The following is a 17,389-nucleotide window of genomic DNA, read 5'->3' on the forward strand; positions in this document are numbered from 1 at the left end:
TAGAAATGAAACATTTTTTTAGAACACCTTCATAACTGTTATGCCGGTTACGTTGGATTCTGCTCTGAGCCGAAAGGACCGAGACAGAAGGGACGATCGCGAGTGACTCTTTTTTGCCTTTCGGACTTTTTAGCAAGTATGTGCTAAAAGGTTTTTTTATTGTGTCTAACTTATTTACACAAAGGAGGCTGTGTCACAATGGCAGGCAAACAACTACTGAACATTGTAAAGATGAAGAACATGAAGAAGAAGGGTGTACTGATCACCATGCTGACCGCGTATGATTATCCTTCCGCCAAGCTGGCGGAGGAAGCGGATATTGATATGATATTGGTAGGCGATTCCCTCGGTAATGTCGTGCTTGGCTATAACTCCACCATTCCGGTAACACTTGACGACATGGTATACCATACCCGTGCAGTCGCTCGTGGAGCGGAAGAAACGTTCATCGTAGCGGATATGCCGTTTATGACCTACCACGGGGATATTGATGAAAGTCTCCGCGGGGTGCGGAGATTGATGCAGGAAGGCCATGCGCATGCCGTGAAAATGGAGGGCGGAGAAGAAATCGCCGGCACCGTGAAACGGATTGTACAGTCCGGCGTACCGGTGCTGGGCCATATCGGGCTGACGCCTCAGTCGGTGAATCAGATTGGCGGCTACCGCATACAGGGCAAGGATGCCCAAGACGCGCAGCGGCTCATGAATGATGCGAAGGCACTTGAAGCGGCAGGAGCATTTGCCATTGTATTGGAGCTGGTAACGGAAGAGGCAGCGGCGGAAATTTCCAAAGCGCTGAGCATACCGACGATTGGCATCGGAGCAGGCCGCTACTGTGACGGTCAGGTGCTGGTATTCCATGATATATTGAAGTACGCGTCCCCTTATCGGGACAAACGTTTTGTGAAAACCTACGCCGATGTCGGTTCCATCATCCGTGAAGGCATCACGCAGTACGTGAAGGAAGTGAAGGACCGCTCATTCCCGGCCGAGGAGCATGTCTTTAAGGCCGAGAATCATGCAGGTTCCGAAACGACAACCACATTATATGGGAGTCAAAAGGAGAAGGTGGGCACGACATCATGAAAGTGATTCGCACCATTGCGGAATTAAGATCAGAACTTAAGGACCGCCGAGAATCCGGCAGTGGTCCGGTAGGACTTGTGCCTACGATGGGTTATTTGCATGAAGGGCACGCCAGCCTGATGCGTAAGGCGCGGGAAATGGCAGGTACGGTGGTCGTCAGTATCTTTGTCAATCCGATTCAATTCGGACCGGGTGAGGATTATGAGACCTACCCTCGGGATGAGGCACGCGATCTGGCGTTGGCGGAATCCGAAGGGGTGAATGTGGTTTTTATTCCAACGGTTCAGGAAATGTATCCCCAGCCGACCAAAACGAAGATTGCCGTATCGGACATTACGTCATTGTTGTGCGGGGCCTCCCGTCCCGGGCATTTTGACGGTGTTACCACGGTTGTTAATAAATTGTTTAATATCGTAAAACCTGACTATGCTTTCTTCGGCATGAAGGATGCCCAGCAGGTGGCCGTGATTGAGCAAATGGTACAGGACCTGAACATGGACGTGACCATCGTGCCTTGTCCGATCATTCGCGAAGCTGACGGCCTTGCTCTAAGCTCGCGCAATGTGTATTTGAAGCCGGAAGAGCGGGAACAGGCACTTGTGCTGTCGGGCTCATTACGGACGGCTCAGGAGGCAATCCGGCAGGGACAAGCGACGACGGCAGGAGAGATCCGTGCGTTTCTTCGGGATTACATATCCCGGTCCCTGCTCGCAGACATTGATTATGCAGAATTGCTCACTTTCCCGGAACTTGTTCCTGTGGAAGATTCATATCGCATTGTGGATGAAGGCAGAACCGTCATTATGGCGCTGGCCGTACGATTTGGCCGTACCCGCCTCATTGACAATGCGTTACTTCAACCAAAAGTAGGGGGATCCCATGTTTAGAACAATGATGAAATCCAAAATCCACCGCGCGACGGTGACGGAAGCCAATCTGAACTATGTGGGCAGCATTACCATTGATGAGGATCTAATGGAGGCTGCAGATCTTCTGGAGAATGAAAAAGTTCAAATCGTGAACAATAACAATGGCGCCCGTTTGGAAACGTACGTGATCAAAGGCGAACGCGGCAGCGGCGTGATTTGCCTGAACGGGGCAGCTGCAAGGCTTGTACAGCCTGGCGACAACGTCATCATCATTTCTTACGCCATGATGTCCAAAGAGGAATACGACAACCACACCCCAACGGTCGTGATCGTTGACGAATTGAATAAGCCGGTAAACACGGAATACCGTGAGGTACACGCCGCGGTTCTCTAAAGGTCTTCTAAGAACCAAAATGTGTCGGGACCTTAAAGGGATGAAAAGACCGTCTTCTACAGAAAATGAGTTCAGGTCGACGCACTGATCTCATTTTTCCGCTAAGGGTGGGATGCAGCTATGTTTCAACATGTATTCGCTGAAATGAACAACATGTTAGATGAAATTGTGAAGCATTACCCTTCTGCTCAAGGTCCCCAAAAACAGGCGCTGGTACAAAACTGGAACATGCTCAAAAGCATGAGCGAGGGCATTATCGAGGAATGGCTCCATTTTGAAGAGAAGATGGCCATCTTCCGCGAGAGTGCCGCCTCGCCTCCTGTTTTTCCACCGACCGAAGCGCCTGAATTGCAGCTTGATGCATTTATTCGCGGTCAAGGTTATTACAAGTTGTTGATGTTCCAGCCGGCCATACAGCAGTTTGAGGCGGCCGCCACCGTATTTCCGGATAGCCTTCTGATCAAGCTGTATATTGCGATGTCCCATCTTTATTTGGGGCAAACCATACCGGCATCCGATGTATTGGTGTCCATCCTGCCCCTGGCAGACAACAAGAAGATGCGGGCGATGATTTACAATGCGCTTGGATGCATCGAGGTGTTGAATGGACAGCAAGGGAAGGCAGAGGAGCATTTCGCACTGGCGATTCACAGCGACCCGACGCTTCCTGACCCCATTATCAATTTGGAGGTCTGCAAGCAGAATCGCGGGGAACTCCAGTACGGCAGCCAATTGATCTCTTTGCTGTAAAAAATCAAGCTAAAACAAGAAGCGATGTCAGAGCTCATCCTTGAGACTTTGGTATCGCTTTTTGCCGTATGGAGCTTACGGAGGAGAGCGGGGATTTTTTACCCGGAATGTTCAAATCCCGCAACTTCTGGTATGCTGTTAATTAGTCTGGAGGAAAGGGATTTTATCGAAATGAAATTTGCCGTATTGGATTTTGAAACCACGGGCAACCAGTCAGCAGATGAGATCATTCAGGTTGGACTGGCCATCATCGAAGAGGATCGAAGCATCTCCCGCGTATACGGCACCTATGTCAATCCCGGGATTCCGATCCCTCCTTTTATTACCGGTTTGACCGGCATTTCCGACAGTGATGTAGCGGATGCTCCGTCATTGGAAGAAATGATGATGGAACTCGTGCCCATGCTCGACGATGTTGTATTGGTTGGGCACAATGTCGCTTTTGATTTTAACTTTTTGCAGAATGCACTCGATCGCTGCGGCTATTTACCGTTCAGCGGCCGAATTCTAGATACGATGCACTTCTTAAAAATATGTTTTCCCTCGCTGCCTTCTTATCAGCTTGGGATGGTGTCCTCTCATTTCGGCCTGGAGCATGACCGTCCGCATCAGGCGGACAGCGATGCACTTGCCACAGCCTATGCGCTGCTGAAATGCCTGGAGGAGATCGATGAGCTTCCACTGCTTACCGTGCAGCGGTTAAGCGACCTGTTTGCCGACGAGGACAGCGACTTGGCCTGGTTCTTTGACGGCATCCGTGCCGACAGGGAGCTCCAGGCAGTACAAGCCGGAGACACCCATACGTACTATCGTCAATTCGCCCTGGCTGTTGACGATTGGAACGATATTGCTCCTGCCAGGGATGAGACGGCGCCTAATCCCTTGGCTGATGTAAGCTTTGAGCAATACATGAATGATGTCCGTGAACGTCTAAAGGAAACGCTGCCTCATTACGAGAGCAGGGATGCCCAGGACATGATGTTCCAGGAAGTGATGCAGGCACTCGATAACAATAAACATCTATTGATCGAAGCCGGCACGGGAACAGGCAAATCCCTCGGGTATTTGCTGCCGTCGATTTATCAAAGCGTGAAGCAGGAACAGAAGGTTATGGTGAGCACGCATACGATCAACCTTCAAGAACAGCTGCGTGACCGGGATATTCCCCTGCTCACCCAGGTTGTTCCTTTTCCTTTTAAAGCGGCTATTTTCAAGGGAAGAGGCCATTATTTGTGTTTGAGAAAATTTGAACATAAAATAAATAGAAGAGATTTTCATACCCCGAAGGAAGATGTGATCACCGCGGCGCAGATGCTGGTCTGGCTGACCCAGACGGAGAACGGGGATGATGAGGAGCTGAACCTTGGCGGTCGCGGAGGGGATTTCTGGGAGACCATTTCCAGTGATTCGGATTCCTGCCTGGGCCGTGCCTGCCCATGGTTCCGCAAATGTTATTATCACAGGGCCAAACATGAAGCGGGCATCGCGGATGTTGTCATTACGAACCATTCGAAGCTGTTCACCGACGTGAAAGCGAATCACCAGCTGCTTCCTAGTTATGACCGTCTCGTCATCGATGAAGCGCATCATCTGGAGGACGTCGCCGGCAAGCACCTTGGCTTGCAGATGAAATATTTTTCGGTTGTCCACACGTTGACCCGTATGTACAAAGACAGCCGCAGCGGTCAGCTTCCGGCTCTTCGCCAGCTGCTGCAAGCGTCATCCCATGAGAAGGCTGTCGAGTGGTCTTCCGTCATCGACCGGATTTATCCGGATCTGATCACCGTCAAAGAGAATTGGGACCGGCTCAGCGATCAATTGTTCGGACTGCTTCCGGAGCGCGGAGACGCGACTCCGGGGGATGCCGGTCAATTCTCGCTTCGCTTATCGCCTCTGAAGAAGCCGAAGGATTGGAATTCGCTGGCTGAGCTGGAGCATCAAATTCATCTGACGCTGGGCGATGTCGTTCGCAAGGGTGATAAGCTGATTGCCGAAATGAAGGAAGATCTGGACGACTACAGCGCGGACAGTCTGTTAACAGACCTATCGGGTCTGTTTAAGGACCTGGCGGCACACCGCGAGGTCCTGAGGACCTTCATGTCGCTGAACGATGAGGGTACGGTATACTGGATGGAGGCGAACGGCAACTTCCGCGGCAAATCGCTGCAGCTTTATGCGGTGCCCGTCGATGTCAGCACCCACTTAAAGGAATTGTTTTTTGACAAAAAACAAAGCGTGATCCTGACATCGGCGACCTTGTCGGTGGACAAATCGTTTCAGTTCATGATCGAGAATTTGGGTCTTCAGGAAGCGGCAGATAACGGCAACCTGAATACGGTCCTGCTGCCGTCCCCGTTTAATTACAGGGAGCAAGCTCTCCTTGTTGTGCCGCGCGATTTTCCGAGCGTGAAGGGCTCGGTCGGGGATGCACTCTTTGTGAATACACTTGTGCAATCATTGGCTGATACGGCCATCGCAACGCATGGTCGCATGCTTGTCCTGTTCACCTCGTACCGCATGCTGCGTCAGGTGCATGAGCCCTTGAAGGAGGCGCTGGGATCCAGCGATATTACGGTACTGGGACAAGGGATGGACGGAACCAGCCGTACCAAGTTAATCCGGAGATTCCAGGATAGCAGCGCTTCGGTTCTGCTGGGCACCAGCTCCTTCTGGGAAGGAGTAGATATACCCGGTGAGGCGCTCACCTGCCTCGCCATCGTCCGGCTGCCGTTCCAACCGCCGAATCACCCTCTGGTCGAAGCCAAGAGCGAGCTTCTGCAGCAGCAGAAGAAGAACCCGTTTATGAAGCTTTCGGTTCCGCAAGCGGTCATTCGCTTCAAACAGGGATTTGGCCGACTGGTACGGACCGCGCAGGATAAGGGGATTGTCATCGTCTACGATACTCGGGTCATTGAATCCTATTATGGGAAGTATTTCTTATATTCCTTGCCTGGACCGAAGATGGAGCACATGCCGACAGAGGGGATCGTTCCCCGAATTTCGGAATGGCTGCAGGAAGAGGCAGGCATAGAGAACCAAGCTGAATAAAGTGAAACCATGAACGAGCACAAACAAATGTAGTTATTAACCTATTATTAGGGGGAGCATGCATGAAATCGGAAAAAATTTCGGAAGCCGTGGTCCGCAGATTACCTGTATACTTGCGCTATTTGAATGAGCTTCAGAAAAGGGAGGTCTCCACGGTTTCCTCCCAGGAACTGGGGCAGAAACTGGACCTCAATCCTGCTCAAATTCGTAAGGACCTAGCGTATTTCGGTGATTTTGGACGGAAAGGGATCGGATATGACGTATCTTATCTGATCGAGAAAATTCGCCAGATTCTAAAGCTGGACCAGAAGATCAATGTCGCATTGATTGGGGCCGGTAATCTTGGACATGCATTATCGAATTACAATGCATTTCTGAAGGACAATATGAAGATTGTGGCGGTTTTCGATTCGTATTCTCCCAAAGTTGGTATGAAAATTAACAATTTGGTCGTACAGCCGATGGAGGAGCTGGAGAAGACGGTTCATGAGTACGGCATTCGTATCGGGATTATCACCGTTCCGGATTTTGAGGCGCAGAATGTAGCGAATCAACTTATCGCGGCAGGCATCGAGGCTATCCTGAATTTTGCACCGACCATCCTGAAAGCTCCAGCCCATATCCGGATTCATACGGCAGATTTTACTACGGATTTGCAGAGTTTGGCCTATTATTTGGATAACGGCAAGGAGGATGCACATGACGACAACGAAGTGGATGGTTAAAAACGGAACGTTTGCGGTACTAGAGGAAGGCAGATCCGTGTTACGCGGATATATGGTCGTGGAGAACGACCGGATCACCTACCTGGGTGAAGAAGAGCCGACTGTCCAAGAGGGAACAGAAATCATCGACGGAACCCATCTGTTTTTCCTGCCTGGATTGGTGAACACGCACGGACATGCGGCCATGTCGCTTCTTCGCGGGTATGGCGACGATCTGGCACTACAGGTATGGCTTCAGGAAAAAATGTGGCCGATGGAAGCCAAATTCACGGCCGACGATGTATACTGGGGAACCTCACTCTCCGTGCTGGAGATGATCAAAGGCGGAACCACGACATTTGTGGATATGTATGATCATATGGATCAGGTTGCAAAGGTAGTGGAGGACTCAGGCATGCGCGGCGTTCTGACACGCGGTGTCATCGGATTATGTCCGCCTGAGGTGCAGCAGCAGAAGCTGGATGAGGCGGTTGCATTCGCGAAAGACTGGCATGGTCAGGCTGACGGTAGGATTACGACGATGATCTCACCGCATGCACCCTATACGTGCCCGCCGGATTTCATCGAAAAATTCGTGCAAGCATCACATGATTTGAATTTGCCTTTGCATACGCATATGTCCGAAACGGAAACGGAAGTCGCTCAGAATGTAAATGACTACGGACTTCGCCCTGTTGCCCATCTAGAGAAGCTTGGCATGTTCTCCCGTCCAACGCTGCTTGCGCATGCCGTCCATCTAACCGATGAAGAAATCGAAATTCTGGCCAAACATCAAGTTATGGTTTCGCATAATCCAGGCAGCAATTTGAAGCTTGCCAGCGGCATCGCTCGCGTGCCTGAACTGCTGAAAGCCGGGGTCACCGTGTCTTTGGGTACCGATGGACCTGCCAGCAATAATAATCTGGATATGTTTGAAGAGATGCGGCTGGCCGCACTGATCCATAAAGGAGTAAGCGGGGATCCAACCGCAATTCCAGCATCCGAAGCGCTTCGGATGGGTACAGAATATGGAGCCAAGTCAGCCTTCCTTACGGATATTGGTACGCTTGCGGTAGGTATGAAGGCAGATATGATCGCACTGAACACGGATCAGGCGCACTTCCTTCCGAAGACGGATTACATTTCTCATGCTATCTACTCCGCCAGTGCGAAGGATGTTGAGCATGTATGGGTTGACGGCAAGCAGGTAGTGAAGAATGGCGCGAGTCTTACTCTCGATGAGGAACGTATCCGCCGGGAAGCGCAGCGTGCCTTTGAGCGTCTTACAACCCTCTAGGGAATAATCAAGGGGAGCGAGGAAGACGGATTTGAAGAAAAAAACGAAGTGGATATTGCTGAGTGTATCCGGCGTGCTGCTGTTACTGCTTGGTTTACAGCTCTATTATTCATATGTGATGAAAGATGCTTGGAATGAAGAAAGAATGGCAATTGCTGCCGCCAAACAGCATGGCCAATTGGTTACGTCCGGGAAGACCTATAAATCGGTGTGGGGCGAGGACAATAACTACTGGGTGATAAGCGGGAAGGATCAGGACAATCAAGACCGTATGGTATGGGTGAAATTTACGGATGACAACGTACCTGTTGCAGGTGCCGAGGCTGTCCAATCCGTTTTGCTGAATACGGGGTTGTCTGAAGACCAGATGCGGGATCAGATTTATAACGAATTGCCTGGCGTAGAAATTAAGCGGCTGCTGCCTGGAATGTATGAGGGCGAGTATGCTTGGCAGCTGCAGTATGAACACAACGGTCAGCGCGGTTATCGGTTTTATCGTTTTCAAGACGGTAACACCATCGGTAATGACATTATTCTTCCAAATCAATAAATAAGAAGCAGAGAGGGGCCCTTTAATATTGGCGGGTTCCTCTCTTATTTCTCTATAATTGTAAGCGTATTCAGAAATAATATGGAAAAACTGTTCTAAATATTTTCACAGACATGCATGAAAAAGTATATAAGATGTGATATACTCATACTTGTACAAAATGAGCATATAAACTACATGCATCCCTATATATCGTTGTTATATGTATTATTGTGTTGCAACATGATAGACAAAATTTCATACAGAAATGAAGGAGGAACTTCATGAAACTACGCATTGTACCTATCGTGCTGACTGTCGTGATCTCAGCATCGGTTCTCTTTGGCGGATGGTTTCTGTATCGGCAGATGGCTTTGCAAAATCCGCTGGCCAATGTTGTGTCACAATATGACGGCGTGAAGGATTCACATATAGATATTAAACAGAATACCGTTACTTTGAATCTTGATTTGGCTCCGGATACAAATTTGCAAGGCCTGGTCCAGCATATTAAGAAGGAAGGCAAGTCTGTGATTGGCAATCGGGAATTGAAAATCCAGGTGGAGGACCATTCCTCGGAAGCACTGGATCAATGGTGGGAGAAGGCGATGCTGTCAGTCGCTGAAGCGATGGATAATAAGCAGTATACCGATATTCAATCATCGCTCGAGCAGCTTGCTGCCCAGTCTCCGAATTTGAAAGCTAAAGCAACGATTGATGACACCAACGTCTATGTCAGCTTGTCAGACGGCAAGTCTGGTAAATTTATAATCTTGCCGCGTCAGTCTGGCAACATGGAGGTGTGGAATCATGCCTAAATTAGCTAAAGAAATCATGTTAGGCTTTATTCCGGTTTTGCTGGTATTCCTTGTGTTTGTCGGCGTGAACATCGTGCCCTTGCTCATCGCTGCAGCACTTGTAGGCGGCTTGTTGTTTATCGCGAAGATGAAGGGCGGCATCGCTGTAGGCGCAGCGAATGAGCGGAAGCGGAAAAAGAGCGGACCTGCCAAGCTGACGTTCGAAGAAATCGGCGGGCAGGATAATGCCAAGCAAGAGCTGCGTGAAGCACTGGATTTTCTGATTCGTCATGAAGACATTAAGAAATTCGGCATTCGTCCATTGAAGGGCATTCTTCTCACCGGGCCTCCGGGAACAGGGAAGACGTTGATGGCTAAAGCCGCTGCCCATTACACGGATTCGATCTTTGTTGCTGCATCCGGCAGTGAATTTGTTGAGATGTATGTCGGTGTTGGTGCAGGGCGCATCCGGGATTTGTTCAAAGATGCCCGTAACCGTGCGGCAAAGGAAAACAAGCAAAACGCCATTATCTTCATCGATGAGATCGATGTCATTGGCGGTAAACGCGAAGGCGGCCAGCAGCGCGAGTACGACCAGACGCTGAATCAGCTGCTAACCGAGATGGATGGCATCTATTCGCAGGATACTCCTCGTATTCTGGTTATTGCCGCGACAAACCGGAAAGAAATGCTGGATAGCGCACTGCTGCGTCCAGGGCGTTTCGACCGTCACATTCAGGTCGATCTGCCGGATAAGAAGGGACGTACTCATATCTTGAATCTGCATGCGGGCAATAAGCCGTTGCATGAAGATGTTGACTTGGAGAAAATCGCCGAGGAAGCATACGGCTTCTCGGGCGCACAACTCGAGAGCGTCATGAATGAAGCGGCCATTTACACGATGCGCGAGAATGAACAGTTTATCCATCAGCGTCATTTGTCCATGGCGATTGACAAGGTAATGATGGGTGAGCGTTCCGACCGTGAATCGAATTTGGAAGAGAAGAAGCGCGTTGCCATACATGAATTGGGACATGCTATTATGGCAGAGCTTGTGCGTCCCGGCAGTGTGAAGCAAGTTGCACTCAGCCCGCGTGGTAAAGCGCTAGGTTATGTTCGTCATAATCCGCAGGAGGAACAATATCTATACACGAAAACCTTCCTGGAAGAGCAAATTATGATCGCGCTTGGCGGTGCGGCCGCCGAAGAGATCTTTTACGGAGGCCGAAGCACAGGTTCAAGCAATGACTTTGAGCAATCGCTGAACATCGTGGAGACGATGATGAAGTCAGGTTTGACGTCGCTGGGCATTGTTAACATGAACATGGTAACAACTGAAGAGTTAATGAAAGAGAATAATGTGATTTTGGAAGAGTTAATGAACCGCACCAAGAATCTCTTGGAACAGAAACGGCCAATATTCGACAATTCTCTTGATATCCTGTTGAAGGAAGAAATTCTCTCGGGGGAACAATTTCGTTGTCAATTTCGTGAAAACGCGCTTTTACCAGCATAAATTGTTATGCTGGTTATTTTTTTTTACTTTTTTGTCGTGCTAAGATATTATTATACTTTGTGCTCTGAAAATGTATTTTTCGACAAATGGGGTACAATAAAGTATAGAGATAAGGAAAGGGTGGAGTAGAAACCATGTACTTCAAAAAAATCGGCGTCGTAGGCGGCGGGACTATGGGGCAGGGCATTGCGGAGATGCTGGCAGCCAAAGGTCTTGACGTACTGCTCGTAGAGAAAACTCCAGAGAAACTGGACTATTCATACCGAATGATCGAGACCAGTCTAGATAAACAATTGGAGAAGTGGGGAATTACCCAGGCAGAGAAGAAATTGATACTGAACCGGATTCAAAAAGTAACTCATTTTGCCGAGCTTAGCACCTGCGATATGGTGATTGAGACCATTATAGAGGACTTGGAAGCGAAGAAAGAGGTCTTTACACAGCTTGATCAAGTATGTCCGAGCCATGTGATATTAGCAAGTAATACATCCACGCTTAGTTTGACGGAGCTCGCCAGCTCTACCAAATATCCTGAGCGTGTTATTGGCATGCACTTCATTCATCCTGTTTCGAAGGTAGACCTTGTTGAGATCATCCGCGGTCTGAAAACTTCCGATCATACGTTTACGGAAACGAAGCGCTTTGTTGAAGAAGTTTCGGATAAAAAAGGCATCATGGTATATGAGTCTCCAGGTTTCGTTACAACCCGCATGATTACCCTCATGATCAATGAAGCGATGCATTTGCTGCAAGAGGGCGTGGCTTCGGCGGAGGATATCGATGACGCAATGAGAATCGGGTATAACTTCCAGCATGGACCGCTTGAGATGGCCGACCGTTTCGGTTTGGATTCCATTCTCGCTGCGCTGGAGCGCATGTTCCGCGAGTACGGCGAACTGAAATACCGTCCATCGATTGTCTTGAAGAAACTGGTCCGGGCAGGGCAACTGGGCGTTAAAACCGGAGAAGGCTTTTTCAAGTACGATAAGGATGGTGACCGGGTATGAATATTCTCGTAATTAATGCAGGCAGTTCTTCACTGAAGTATCAACTGTACAACATGACGGATGAATCCGTGCTGGCAAAAGGCTTGGTCGAACGGATCGGCATGGATTCCTCGATTCTGACGCATAAGCCGACGGGAAAACAGGATGTAACCGAAGTCAGCGAAATTTTGGAGCATACCACGGCCATCCGCAAAGTGCTGGGCATGCTCACGAACGAGGAGCATGGCGTGATCGATTCCATCGGCAGCATTCAGGCCGTTGGACACCGCGTCGTGCACGGCGGGGAGTCATTTAAAGAATCCGCGCTCGTTGACAGTGACGCCAAAGCGGAAATCCGCCGCTTGTTCGATTTGGCTCCACTTCACAATCCCGCATCGATGATGGGGATTAAAGCAGCAGAAACCAATATGCCGGGCGTCCCGCAGGTCGTTGTATTTGATACGGCGTTCCATCAGACGATGCCGGAGAAATCATACCTGTACGCTATTCCGAGAGTACTTTATAATAAATATAAAGTACGTCGTTACGGTGCGCATGGCACGTCCCACGCCTATGTCAGCCAGGCAGCGGCAGAATTCCTGAACCGGCCGCTGGAGGATCTGAAGATCATAACCTGCCATATCGGTAACGGTGCTTCCCTGACAGCAGTAAAAGGCGGAAAATCCATCGATACCTCCATGGGGATGACCCCGCTGGAAGGGCTCATGATGGGTACGCGCAGCGGTGATTTGGACCCTGCAATCGTACCGTTTGTCATGAATAAGGAAGAGCTGACCGTCAATGAAGTGAACTCCATGCTGAACAAGCACAGCGGCTTGCTGGCGATTTCCGGAATCAGCAGTGATATGCGTGAGATTACGGAAGGCATGGAAAAAGGCGATCCGAACTCCACATTGGCCTTTGAAATGTATGAGTATCGCCTTCGTAAATACATCGGATCTTACGCGGCCGTCATGAATGGCGTGGATGTCATCGTATTTACTGCGGGCGTCGGCGAGAATTCGGTCGTTCTTCGTCAAAGAGTGCTTGAGCAGCTTACCTATCTCGGAGTAGAATTGGATGAGGAGCTGAACAGCATTCGTTCCGGCGAGCCACGCCGTATTTCTGCGGCGAATTCGAAGGTCGAGGTACTTGTGATCCCTACCAACGAAGAACTGGTTATTGCTCGGGATACGCATCGTATCGTACAAGCTTCCAACCGTTAAATAGTAGTGATATAAGGGAGAGATTTAAGCATGGCCACCAAAAGTGTGATTCGTAACGTCAACCAGCATGTCGGTGAGACCGTCACGATCGGCGCCTGGATCAACAACAAGCGTTCCAGCGGAAAGATCCAATTCCTGCAGCTTCGCGATGGATCCGGATATATCCAGGGTGTTGTTGTGAAGAGTGAAGTATCCGAACAAGTATGGGATGACGCGAAAAGCCTGACACAGGAAAGCTCGTTGTATGTGACGGGTGTAATACGTGAAGAGCCGCGGAGCCAATCGGGTTACGAGATGACGGTTACCGGCATTGAAATCATACATCTTACGGAAAACTATCCGATTACGCCTAAAGAGCATGGTGTCGATTACTTAATGGACCATCGTCATCTGTGGCTTCGCACCCAGAAACAACGTGCGATCATGGTAATCCGTGCAGAAATTATCCGCGCGGTTCAAGATTACTTTGATTCCAACGGATTTACGCTGGTGGATCCGCCGATTTTGACCCCAACTTCCGCGGAGGGTACAACGAACCTGTTCCACACGAAGTATTTTGATGAGGATGCTTATTTGACCCAGAGTGGGCAGTTATACATGGAAGCTGCCGCTATGGCGCTCGGTAAGGTTTATTCCTTCGGTCCGACGTTCCGTGCCGAGAAGTCCAAAACTCGCCGTCACCTGATCGAGTTCTGGATGATTGAGCCTGAGATGGCCTTCACGGACCATGAGGAGAGCCTTCAGGTACAGGAGCAGTTCATTAGTCATGTGGTGCAATCCGTGGTTAAAAACTGCCGCCAGGAGCTTGAAACGATCGGTCGCGATATTTCGAAGCTGGAGGCGATCCAGGCACCATTCCCGCGGATTACGTACGATGAGGCCATTGAATTCCTGCATACGCAAGATTTCGATATTCCTTGGGGTGAGGATTTTGGCGCGCCACATGAAACGGCCATTGCCGAGAAGTATGACAAGCCGGTCTTTATTACCCATTACCCGGCGGGAATCAAGGCTTTCTACATGAAGCCGGATCCGAATCGTCCGGAAGTCGTTCTGTGTGCGGATATGATCGCTCCGGAAGGTTATGGCGAGATTATTGGCGGATCGCAGCGGATCGACGATCCGCAGCTGCTTGAAGAGCGCTTCAAGGAGCATGATCTGTCGATGGAAACCTATCAATGGTATATGGATTTGCGTAAATACGGCACCGTTCCTCATTCCGGCTTCGGTCTAGGTCTTGAGCGTACCGTTGCTTGGATTTGCGGTTTGGACCATGTGCGTGAAACGATTCCGTTCCCACGGACTCTGTACCGGTTGTACCCGTAAGCCGTGAGAGGTGAGTCTATGGACCACGCCGGTAACGTGGACACAGGCGTGAATGGGTGGACGGCCGGCGCCGCTGCCGGCATGAGCCAAGGAATGGCGATCATTCCTTATGCCTTGCTCAAGCATTACCGGTCACTTGGTTTAAGCGACCGTGAAGCCATGCTGGTCATTCATTTGATTGGTTATCAGCAGGTGGAGTTCAAGGCGTTTCCTTCGCTGGAGGAGCTTGCGGAAGTGACGGGGGCTCCCACTGAATTCATCGCTACCAGCTTGCAGCGCTTGATGAAGGTAGGGCTGATCGGGATTGATGAGTATGTTGACGAAACACAGGGGATTCATTACGAGCGCTACAATCTCCACGGATTGTATGAAAAACTCGCTTCATGTCTGGCTGAAGAGCACAAAGATAAATCCCCTGAAGGAACCAAGTTTGCGTCACCGCTTTTGAATGCCCGCCCTGCTACCAGCAAATCAGCTGTTTCGGGGAATTCTGTTCCTGAGAAGGAAGAGCGGAATTTGTTCACCATTTTCGAAAAAGAGTTTGGCCGCCCGCTGTCGCCCATGGAGCTGGAAACGATCTCCGGCTGGGTTGATGCGGATCGCTATCCGGACGAGTTGATCCTATTGGCTCTGAAAGAAGCGGTATTTGCGGGCAAACTGCATTTCCGCTACATTGACCGGATCCTGCTTGAATGGAGCCGCAATCGGGTGCGTACCGCACAGGATGCCAAAGCCTATACGCAGAAATTTAGAAATATCGGAAGATAGATCAGAAGCACGTCCGCTACGGGCGTGCTTTTTTGTGTGCATGATCTGTTCTATTCATGCAGTTTAAGTCCTATGATTAGCAGGAGAACTTCTACGGATCAACGAATGGATATAGGTGCAGCACGCTAGAAGGGGAGTTGGAGATGAGATACAAGGCCATTATTTTTGATCTGGATAACACGTTATTAGACTATAGTCAGAGTGAAAGGACATGCATGCAGCAAGCACTGGAGCACTACCGGCTGCATGAGGATCTGACGTGGGAGGAATTCTGGAGCACGTTTGGACCGATTAATTTTAATTATTGGGTGAACCGAATTCAGAACAATCACGATATTAGGCAGGTGCTGGAGCATTCCTTCACGGATACCTTCCTAAGATTGAGACGGGAGTTCAATCAATTCCGGGAGATATCGGAAACCTACTGGGGGTTGTTTTGCAGTTCCAACCATATGGAGCCAAATGCCGACCATATTTTGGAACACTTGCATGGCGATTTTGCGCTGGGGGTCATATCCAACGGCATTGGCGAAGCACAACGTAAACGCCTGACAACAGGAGGATTGTTTCATTATTTTGACTCCTTCATCATTTCGGATGAGGTGAAGTGCTGGAAGCCGGACCCGCAGATCTTTGAACTCGCATTGCAGGAATTGGCGGTAGGTCCAGGCGAGGTGTTATACATAGGGGATTCGCTTACGGATGATTATGAAGGAGCAACGAGAGCCGGAATTGATTTTTGTTATTATAATCGCCGGGGTACCCCTTTAAGTGATCATCATCGTCCTGCTTATATGATCAGGGATCTCCTGGAGATCAAGGATCTGGCTTAGGAATCATGCATGGAGGAGGATAATCTAATGAGATACAATCATATTTTATTTGATTTGGATGGCACCTTGACTGATCCGCGTGAAGGCATTACGAAAGCCGTAAGTTATGCACTCGGTCAGCATGGGATTATCGTAAACGATCTATCCGAGCTGGAATGTTTTATCGGTCCTCCGCTCCAGGCGACCTTTACCGAAAAATATCATTTTAGTGAAGCCGAGGCTTGGGGCGCCGTATTGAGCTACCGTGAATATTATAAGGACACCGGCCTTTATGAAAATGAGGTGTATGGTGGAATACGTGAGCTATTGGGTTTGCTGTTATCCCAAGGGCGCCGCTTGTATGTCGCTACCTCCAAACCTACGGTTTTTGCCGAAACGGTCCTTGAGCATTTTCAGCTATCCGCTTATTTTTCCATGGTGTGCGGGAGCGAACTGGACGGTTCCCGGTCCGCCAAGACTGAAATCATTCAGCACGTTCTGGATACATGCCGGATTCATACATCGGAAGCCGTTATGATTGGAGACCGGAAGCATGATCTGATTGGAGCGCGGAACTGCGGGATACACAGCATTGCTGCAGGGTATGGGTATGGTTCCGAAGAGGAGCTGGCGGCATGCGAGCCCACCTATTATTTTAAAACCGTGGAGGAAATGCTTCGGTCGTTTGCAAGCTTAGCGGTTTAATATCGGCTTATCAGGATGAGACTGAGCCCTTCGATTTTTCGCTTAACATCGGTTATAATGGTCATAACCAGTCGGAATGTCATAATTTGTGAAGGGAGGGGTAAGATCATGATGGGAAGATTGCAGATGTGCTCTATGCAAAGTCTATATGATGAACAACGGCGGTTGTTTGCATGGAGCGATGAGAAAGTTACCGCCTGATTACCTCGTGTAGAGAGGCCGTTTATCTAATGGACTTTGCATCCTTAAAACCTTATTTTAATTTTAAGGAGCAGAGCTACCATGAAATATATAAACGCGGATATTATCCTTCCAGAGGAATTGTTGAAGGAAGTACAGAAATATGTACAGGGCGGGATGGTGTATATCCCGAAACCTGAAGGGTTACGCAAGAAATGGGGAGAAAACTCGGGCAGCCGGGTGTATTTGAAAAAAAGAAACCTGGAAATCCGGCAGTTGTTTGCGTCGGGCGCTACGATTGACCAGCTTTCTTCTCAATTTTGTTTATCCTGCGATTCCATCAAAAAAATTGTTTATACCAAAAACAAGTAACGGAAAGTCACATTGGAACTGATT

The 17,389-nt window shown here is 49.4% G+C and carries 17 protein-coding genes; all 17 read left to right on the plus strand.

Annotated features, from left to right (window positions below; genetic code table 11):
- Window positions 1-198 precede the first annotated feature (198 nt).
- The 17 genes from panB to AC0VZ8_RS12555 all read left to right on the plus strand — a co-directional run bounded on the left by panB (window position 199) and on the right by AC0VZ8_RS12555 (window position 17,365).
- Window positions 199-1,086: a 3-methyl-2-oxobutanoate hydroxymethyltransferase gene (panB, locus tag AC0VZ8_RS12475; RefSeq protein WP_475487032.1), complete on the plus strand. Its 888-nt coding sequence runs from the start codon at window positions 199-201 to the stop codon at window positions 1,084-1,086.
- Window positions 1,083-1,973 (plus strand): pantoate--beta-alanine ligase, encoded by an 891-nt coding sequence (gene panC, locus AC0VZ8_RS12480; protein ID WP_475487033.1) that lies wholly within the window; start codon window positions 1,083-1,085, stop codon window positions 1,971-1,973. Before panB ends, panC begins: the two co-directional genes overlap by 4 nt.
- Complete coding sequence (panD, locus tag AC0VZ8_RS12485) at window positions 1,966-2,349, plus strand: aspartate 1-decarboxylase (protein ID WP_071218377.1); 384 nt, start codon at window positions 1,966-1,968, stop codon at window positions 2,347-2,349. Before panC ends, panD begins: the two co-directional genes overlap by 8 nt.
- Window positions 2,350-2,469: 120 nt before the next feature.
- Window positions 2,470-3,099 (plus strand): hypothetical protein, encoded by a 630-nt coding sequence (locus AC0VZ8_RS12490; protein WP_194541961.1) that lies wholly within the window; start codon window positions 2,470-2,472, stop codon window positions 3,097-3,099.
- Window positions 3,100-3,270: 171 nt separating this feature from the next.
- Window positions 3,271-6,147 carry an ATP-dependent DNA helicase DinG gene (dinG, locus tag AC0VZ8_RS12495; protein WP_475487034.1) on the plus strand — a complete coding sequence of 959 codons (2,877 nt, stop codon included), beginning with the start codon at window positions 3,271-3,273 and terminating at the stop codon, window positions 6,145-6,147.
- Window positions 6,148-6,209: 62 nt separating this feature from the next.
- Window positions 6,210-6,872, plus strand: a complete 663-nt coding sequence (locus AC0VZ8_RS12500) for a redox-sensing transcriptional repressor Rex (protein ID WP_475487035.1) — start codon at window positions 6,210-6,212, stop codon at window positions 6,870-6,872.
- The gene (locus tag AC0VZ8_RS12505) at window positions 6,847-8,148 is read left to right on the plus strand and encodes an amidohydrolase (protein WP_260069190.1); all 1,302 of its coding nucleotides are present in this window, start codon (window positions 6,847-6,849) and stop codon (window positions 8,146-8,148) included. Before AC0VZ8_RS12500 ends, AC0VZ8_RS12505 begins: the two co-directional genes overlap by 26 nt.
- A gap of 31 nt (window positions 8,149-8,179) precedes the next feature.
- The gene (locus AC0VZ8_RS12510) at window positions 8,180-8,698 is read left to right on the plus strand and encodes a cell wall elongation regulator TseB-like domain-containing protein (protein ID WP_071218372.1); all 519 of its coding nucleotides are present in this window, start codon (window positions 8,180-8,182) and stop codon (window positions 8,696-8,698) included.
- Between the two features lie 263 nt (window positions 8,699-8,961).
- Window positions 8,962-9,495, plus strand: a complete 534-nt coding sequence (locus AC0VZ8_RS12515) for a hypothetical protein (protein ID WP_071218371.1) — start codon at window positions 8,962-8,964, stop codon at window positions 9,493-9,495.
- Window positions 9,488-10,990: an AAA family ATPase gene (locus AC0VZ8_RS12520; protein ID WP_071218370.1), complete on the plus strand. Its 1,503-nt coding sequence runs from the start codon at window positions 9,488-9,490 to the stop codon at window positions 10,988-10,990. The genes AC0VZ8_RS12515 and AC0VZ8_RS12520 overlap by 8 nt, the downstream gene beginning before the upstream one ends.
- Before the next feature lie 134 nt (window positions 10,991-11,124).
- Window positions 11,125-11,997 carry a 3-hydroxyacyl-CoA dehydrogenase family protein gene (locus tag AC0VZ8_RS12525; protein ID WP_071218369.1) on the plus strand — a complete coding sequence of 291 codons (873 nt, stop codon included), beginning with the start codon at window positions 11,125-11,127 and terminating at the stop codon, window positions 11,995-11,997.
- Window positions 11,994-13,202: an acetate/propionate family kinase gene (locus tag AC0VZ8_RS12530; protein WP_071218368.1), complete on the plus strand. Its 1,209-nt coding sequence runs from the start codon at window positions 11,994-11,996 to the stop codon at window positions 13,200-13,202. Before AC0VZ8_RS12525 ends, AC0VZ8_RS12530 begins: the two co-directional genes overlap by 4 nt.
- A 30-nt stretch (window positions 13,203-13,232) precedes the next feature.
- On the plus strand, window positions 13,233-14,528 hold the full coding sequence (gene asnS, locus AC0VZ8_RS12535) for an asparagine--tRNA ligase (RefSeq protein WP_194541967.1): 1,296 nt from the start codon (window positions 13,233-13,235) through the stop codon (window positions 14,526-14,528).
- Window positions 14,529-14,546: 18 nt separating this feature from the next.
- On the plus strand, window positions 14,547-15,296 hold the full coding sequence (locus tag AC0VZ8_RS12540; RefSeq protein WP_475487036.1) for a DnaD domain-containing protein: 750 nt from the start codon (window positions 14,547-14,549) through the stop codon (window positions 15,294-15,296).
- A gap of 143 nt (window positions 15,297-15,439) precedes the next feature.
- The gene (locus tag AC0VZ8_RS12545) at window positions 15,440-16,129 is read left to right on the plus strand and encodes an HAD family hydrolase (RefSeq protein WP_475487037.1); all 690 of its coding nucleotides are present in this window, start codon (window positions 15,440-15,442) and stop codon (window positions 16,127-16,129) included.
- 27 nt (window positions 16,130-16,156) lie between these two features.
- The gene (locus AC0VZ8_RS12550) at window positions 16,157-16,813 is read left to right on the plus strand and encodes an HAD family hydrolase (protein WP_475487038.1); all 657 of its coding nucleotides are present in this window, start codon (window positions 16,157-16,159) and stop codon (window positions 16,811-16,813) included.
- 282 nt (window positions 16,814-17,095) lie between these two features.
- Window positions 17,096-17,365 carry a CD3324 family protein gene (locus AC0VZ8_RS12555; protein WP_071218363.1) on the plus strand — a complete coding sequence of 90 codons (270 nt, stop codon included), beginning with the start codon at window positions 17,096-17,098 and terminating at the stop codon, window positions 17,363-17,365.
- Window positions 17,366-17,389: the final 24 nt, after the last annotated feature.

This window comes from Paenibacillus sp. QJM3NY_38 (assembly GCF_056173265.1).

Coding starts and splice junctions, on each gene's coding strand:
- panB (WP_475487032.1), top strand. CDS start 199: ATGGCAGGCAAACAACTACTGAACATTGTAAAGATGAAGAACATGAAG.
- panC (WP_475487033.1), top strand. CDS start 1,083: ATGAAAGTGATTCGCACCATTGCGGAATTAAGATCAGAACTTAAGGAC.
- panD (WP_071218377.1), top strand. CDS start 1,966: ATGTTTAGAACAATGATGAAATCCAAAATCCACCGCGCGACGGTGACG.
- AC0VZ8_RS12490 (WP_194541961.1), top strand. CDS start 2,470: ATGTTTCAACATGTATTCGCTGAAATGAACAACATGTTAGATGAAATT.
- dinG (WP_475487034.1), top strand. CDS start 3,271: ATGAAATTTGCCGTATTGGATTTTGAAACCACGGGCAACCAGTCAGCA.
- AC0VZ8_RS12500 (WP_475487035.1), top strand. CDS start 6,210: ATGAAATCGGAAAAAATTTCGGAAGCCGTGGTCCGCAGATTACCTGTA.
- AC0VZ8_RS12505 (WP_260069190.1), top strand. CDS start 6,847: ATGACGACAACGAAGTGGATGGTTAAAAACGGAACGTTTGCGGTACTA.
- AC0VZ8_RS12515 (WP_071218371.1), top strand. CDS start 8,962: ATGAAACTACGCATTGTACCTATCGTGCTGACTGTCGTGATCTCAGCA.
- AC0VZ8_RS12520 (WP_071218370.1), top strand. CDS start 9,488: ATGCCTAAATTAGCTAAAGAAATCATGTTAGGCTTTATTCCGGTTTTG.
- AC0VZ8_RS12525 (WP_071218369.1), top strand. CDS start 11,125: ATGTACTTCAAAAAAATCGGCGTCGTAGGCGGCGGGACTATGGGGCAG.
- AC0VZ8_RS12530 (WP_071218368.1), top strand. CDS start 11,994: ATGAATATTCTCGTAATTAATGCAGGCAGTTCTTCACTGAAGTATCAA.
- asnS (WP_194541967.1), top strand. CDS start 13,233: ATGGCCACCAAAAGTGTGATTCGTAACGTCAACCAGCATGTCGGTGAG.
- AC0VZ8_RS12540 (WP_475487036.1), top strand. CDS start 14,547: ATGGACCACGCCGGTAACGTGGACACAGGCGTGAATGGGTGGACGGCC.
- AC0VZ8_RS12545 (WP_475487037.1), top strand. CDS start 15,440: ATGAGATACAAGGCCATTATTTTTGATCTGGATAACACGTTATTAGAC.
- AC0VZ8_RS12550 (WP_475487038.1), top strand. CDS start 16,157: ATGAGATACAATCATATTTTATTTGATTTGGATGGCACCTTGACTGAT.
- AC0VZ8_RS12555 (WP_071218363.1), top strand. CDS start 17,096: ATGAAATATATAAACGCGGATATTATCCTTCCAGAGGAATTGTTGAAG.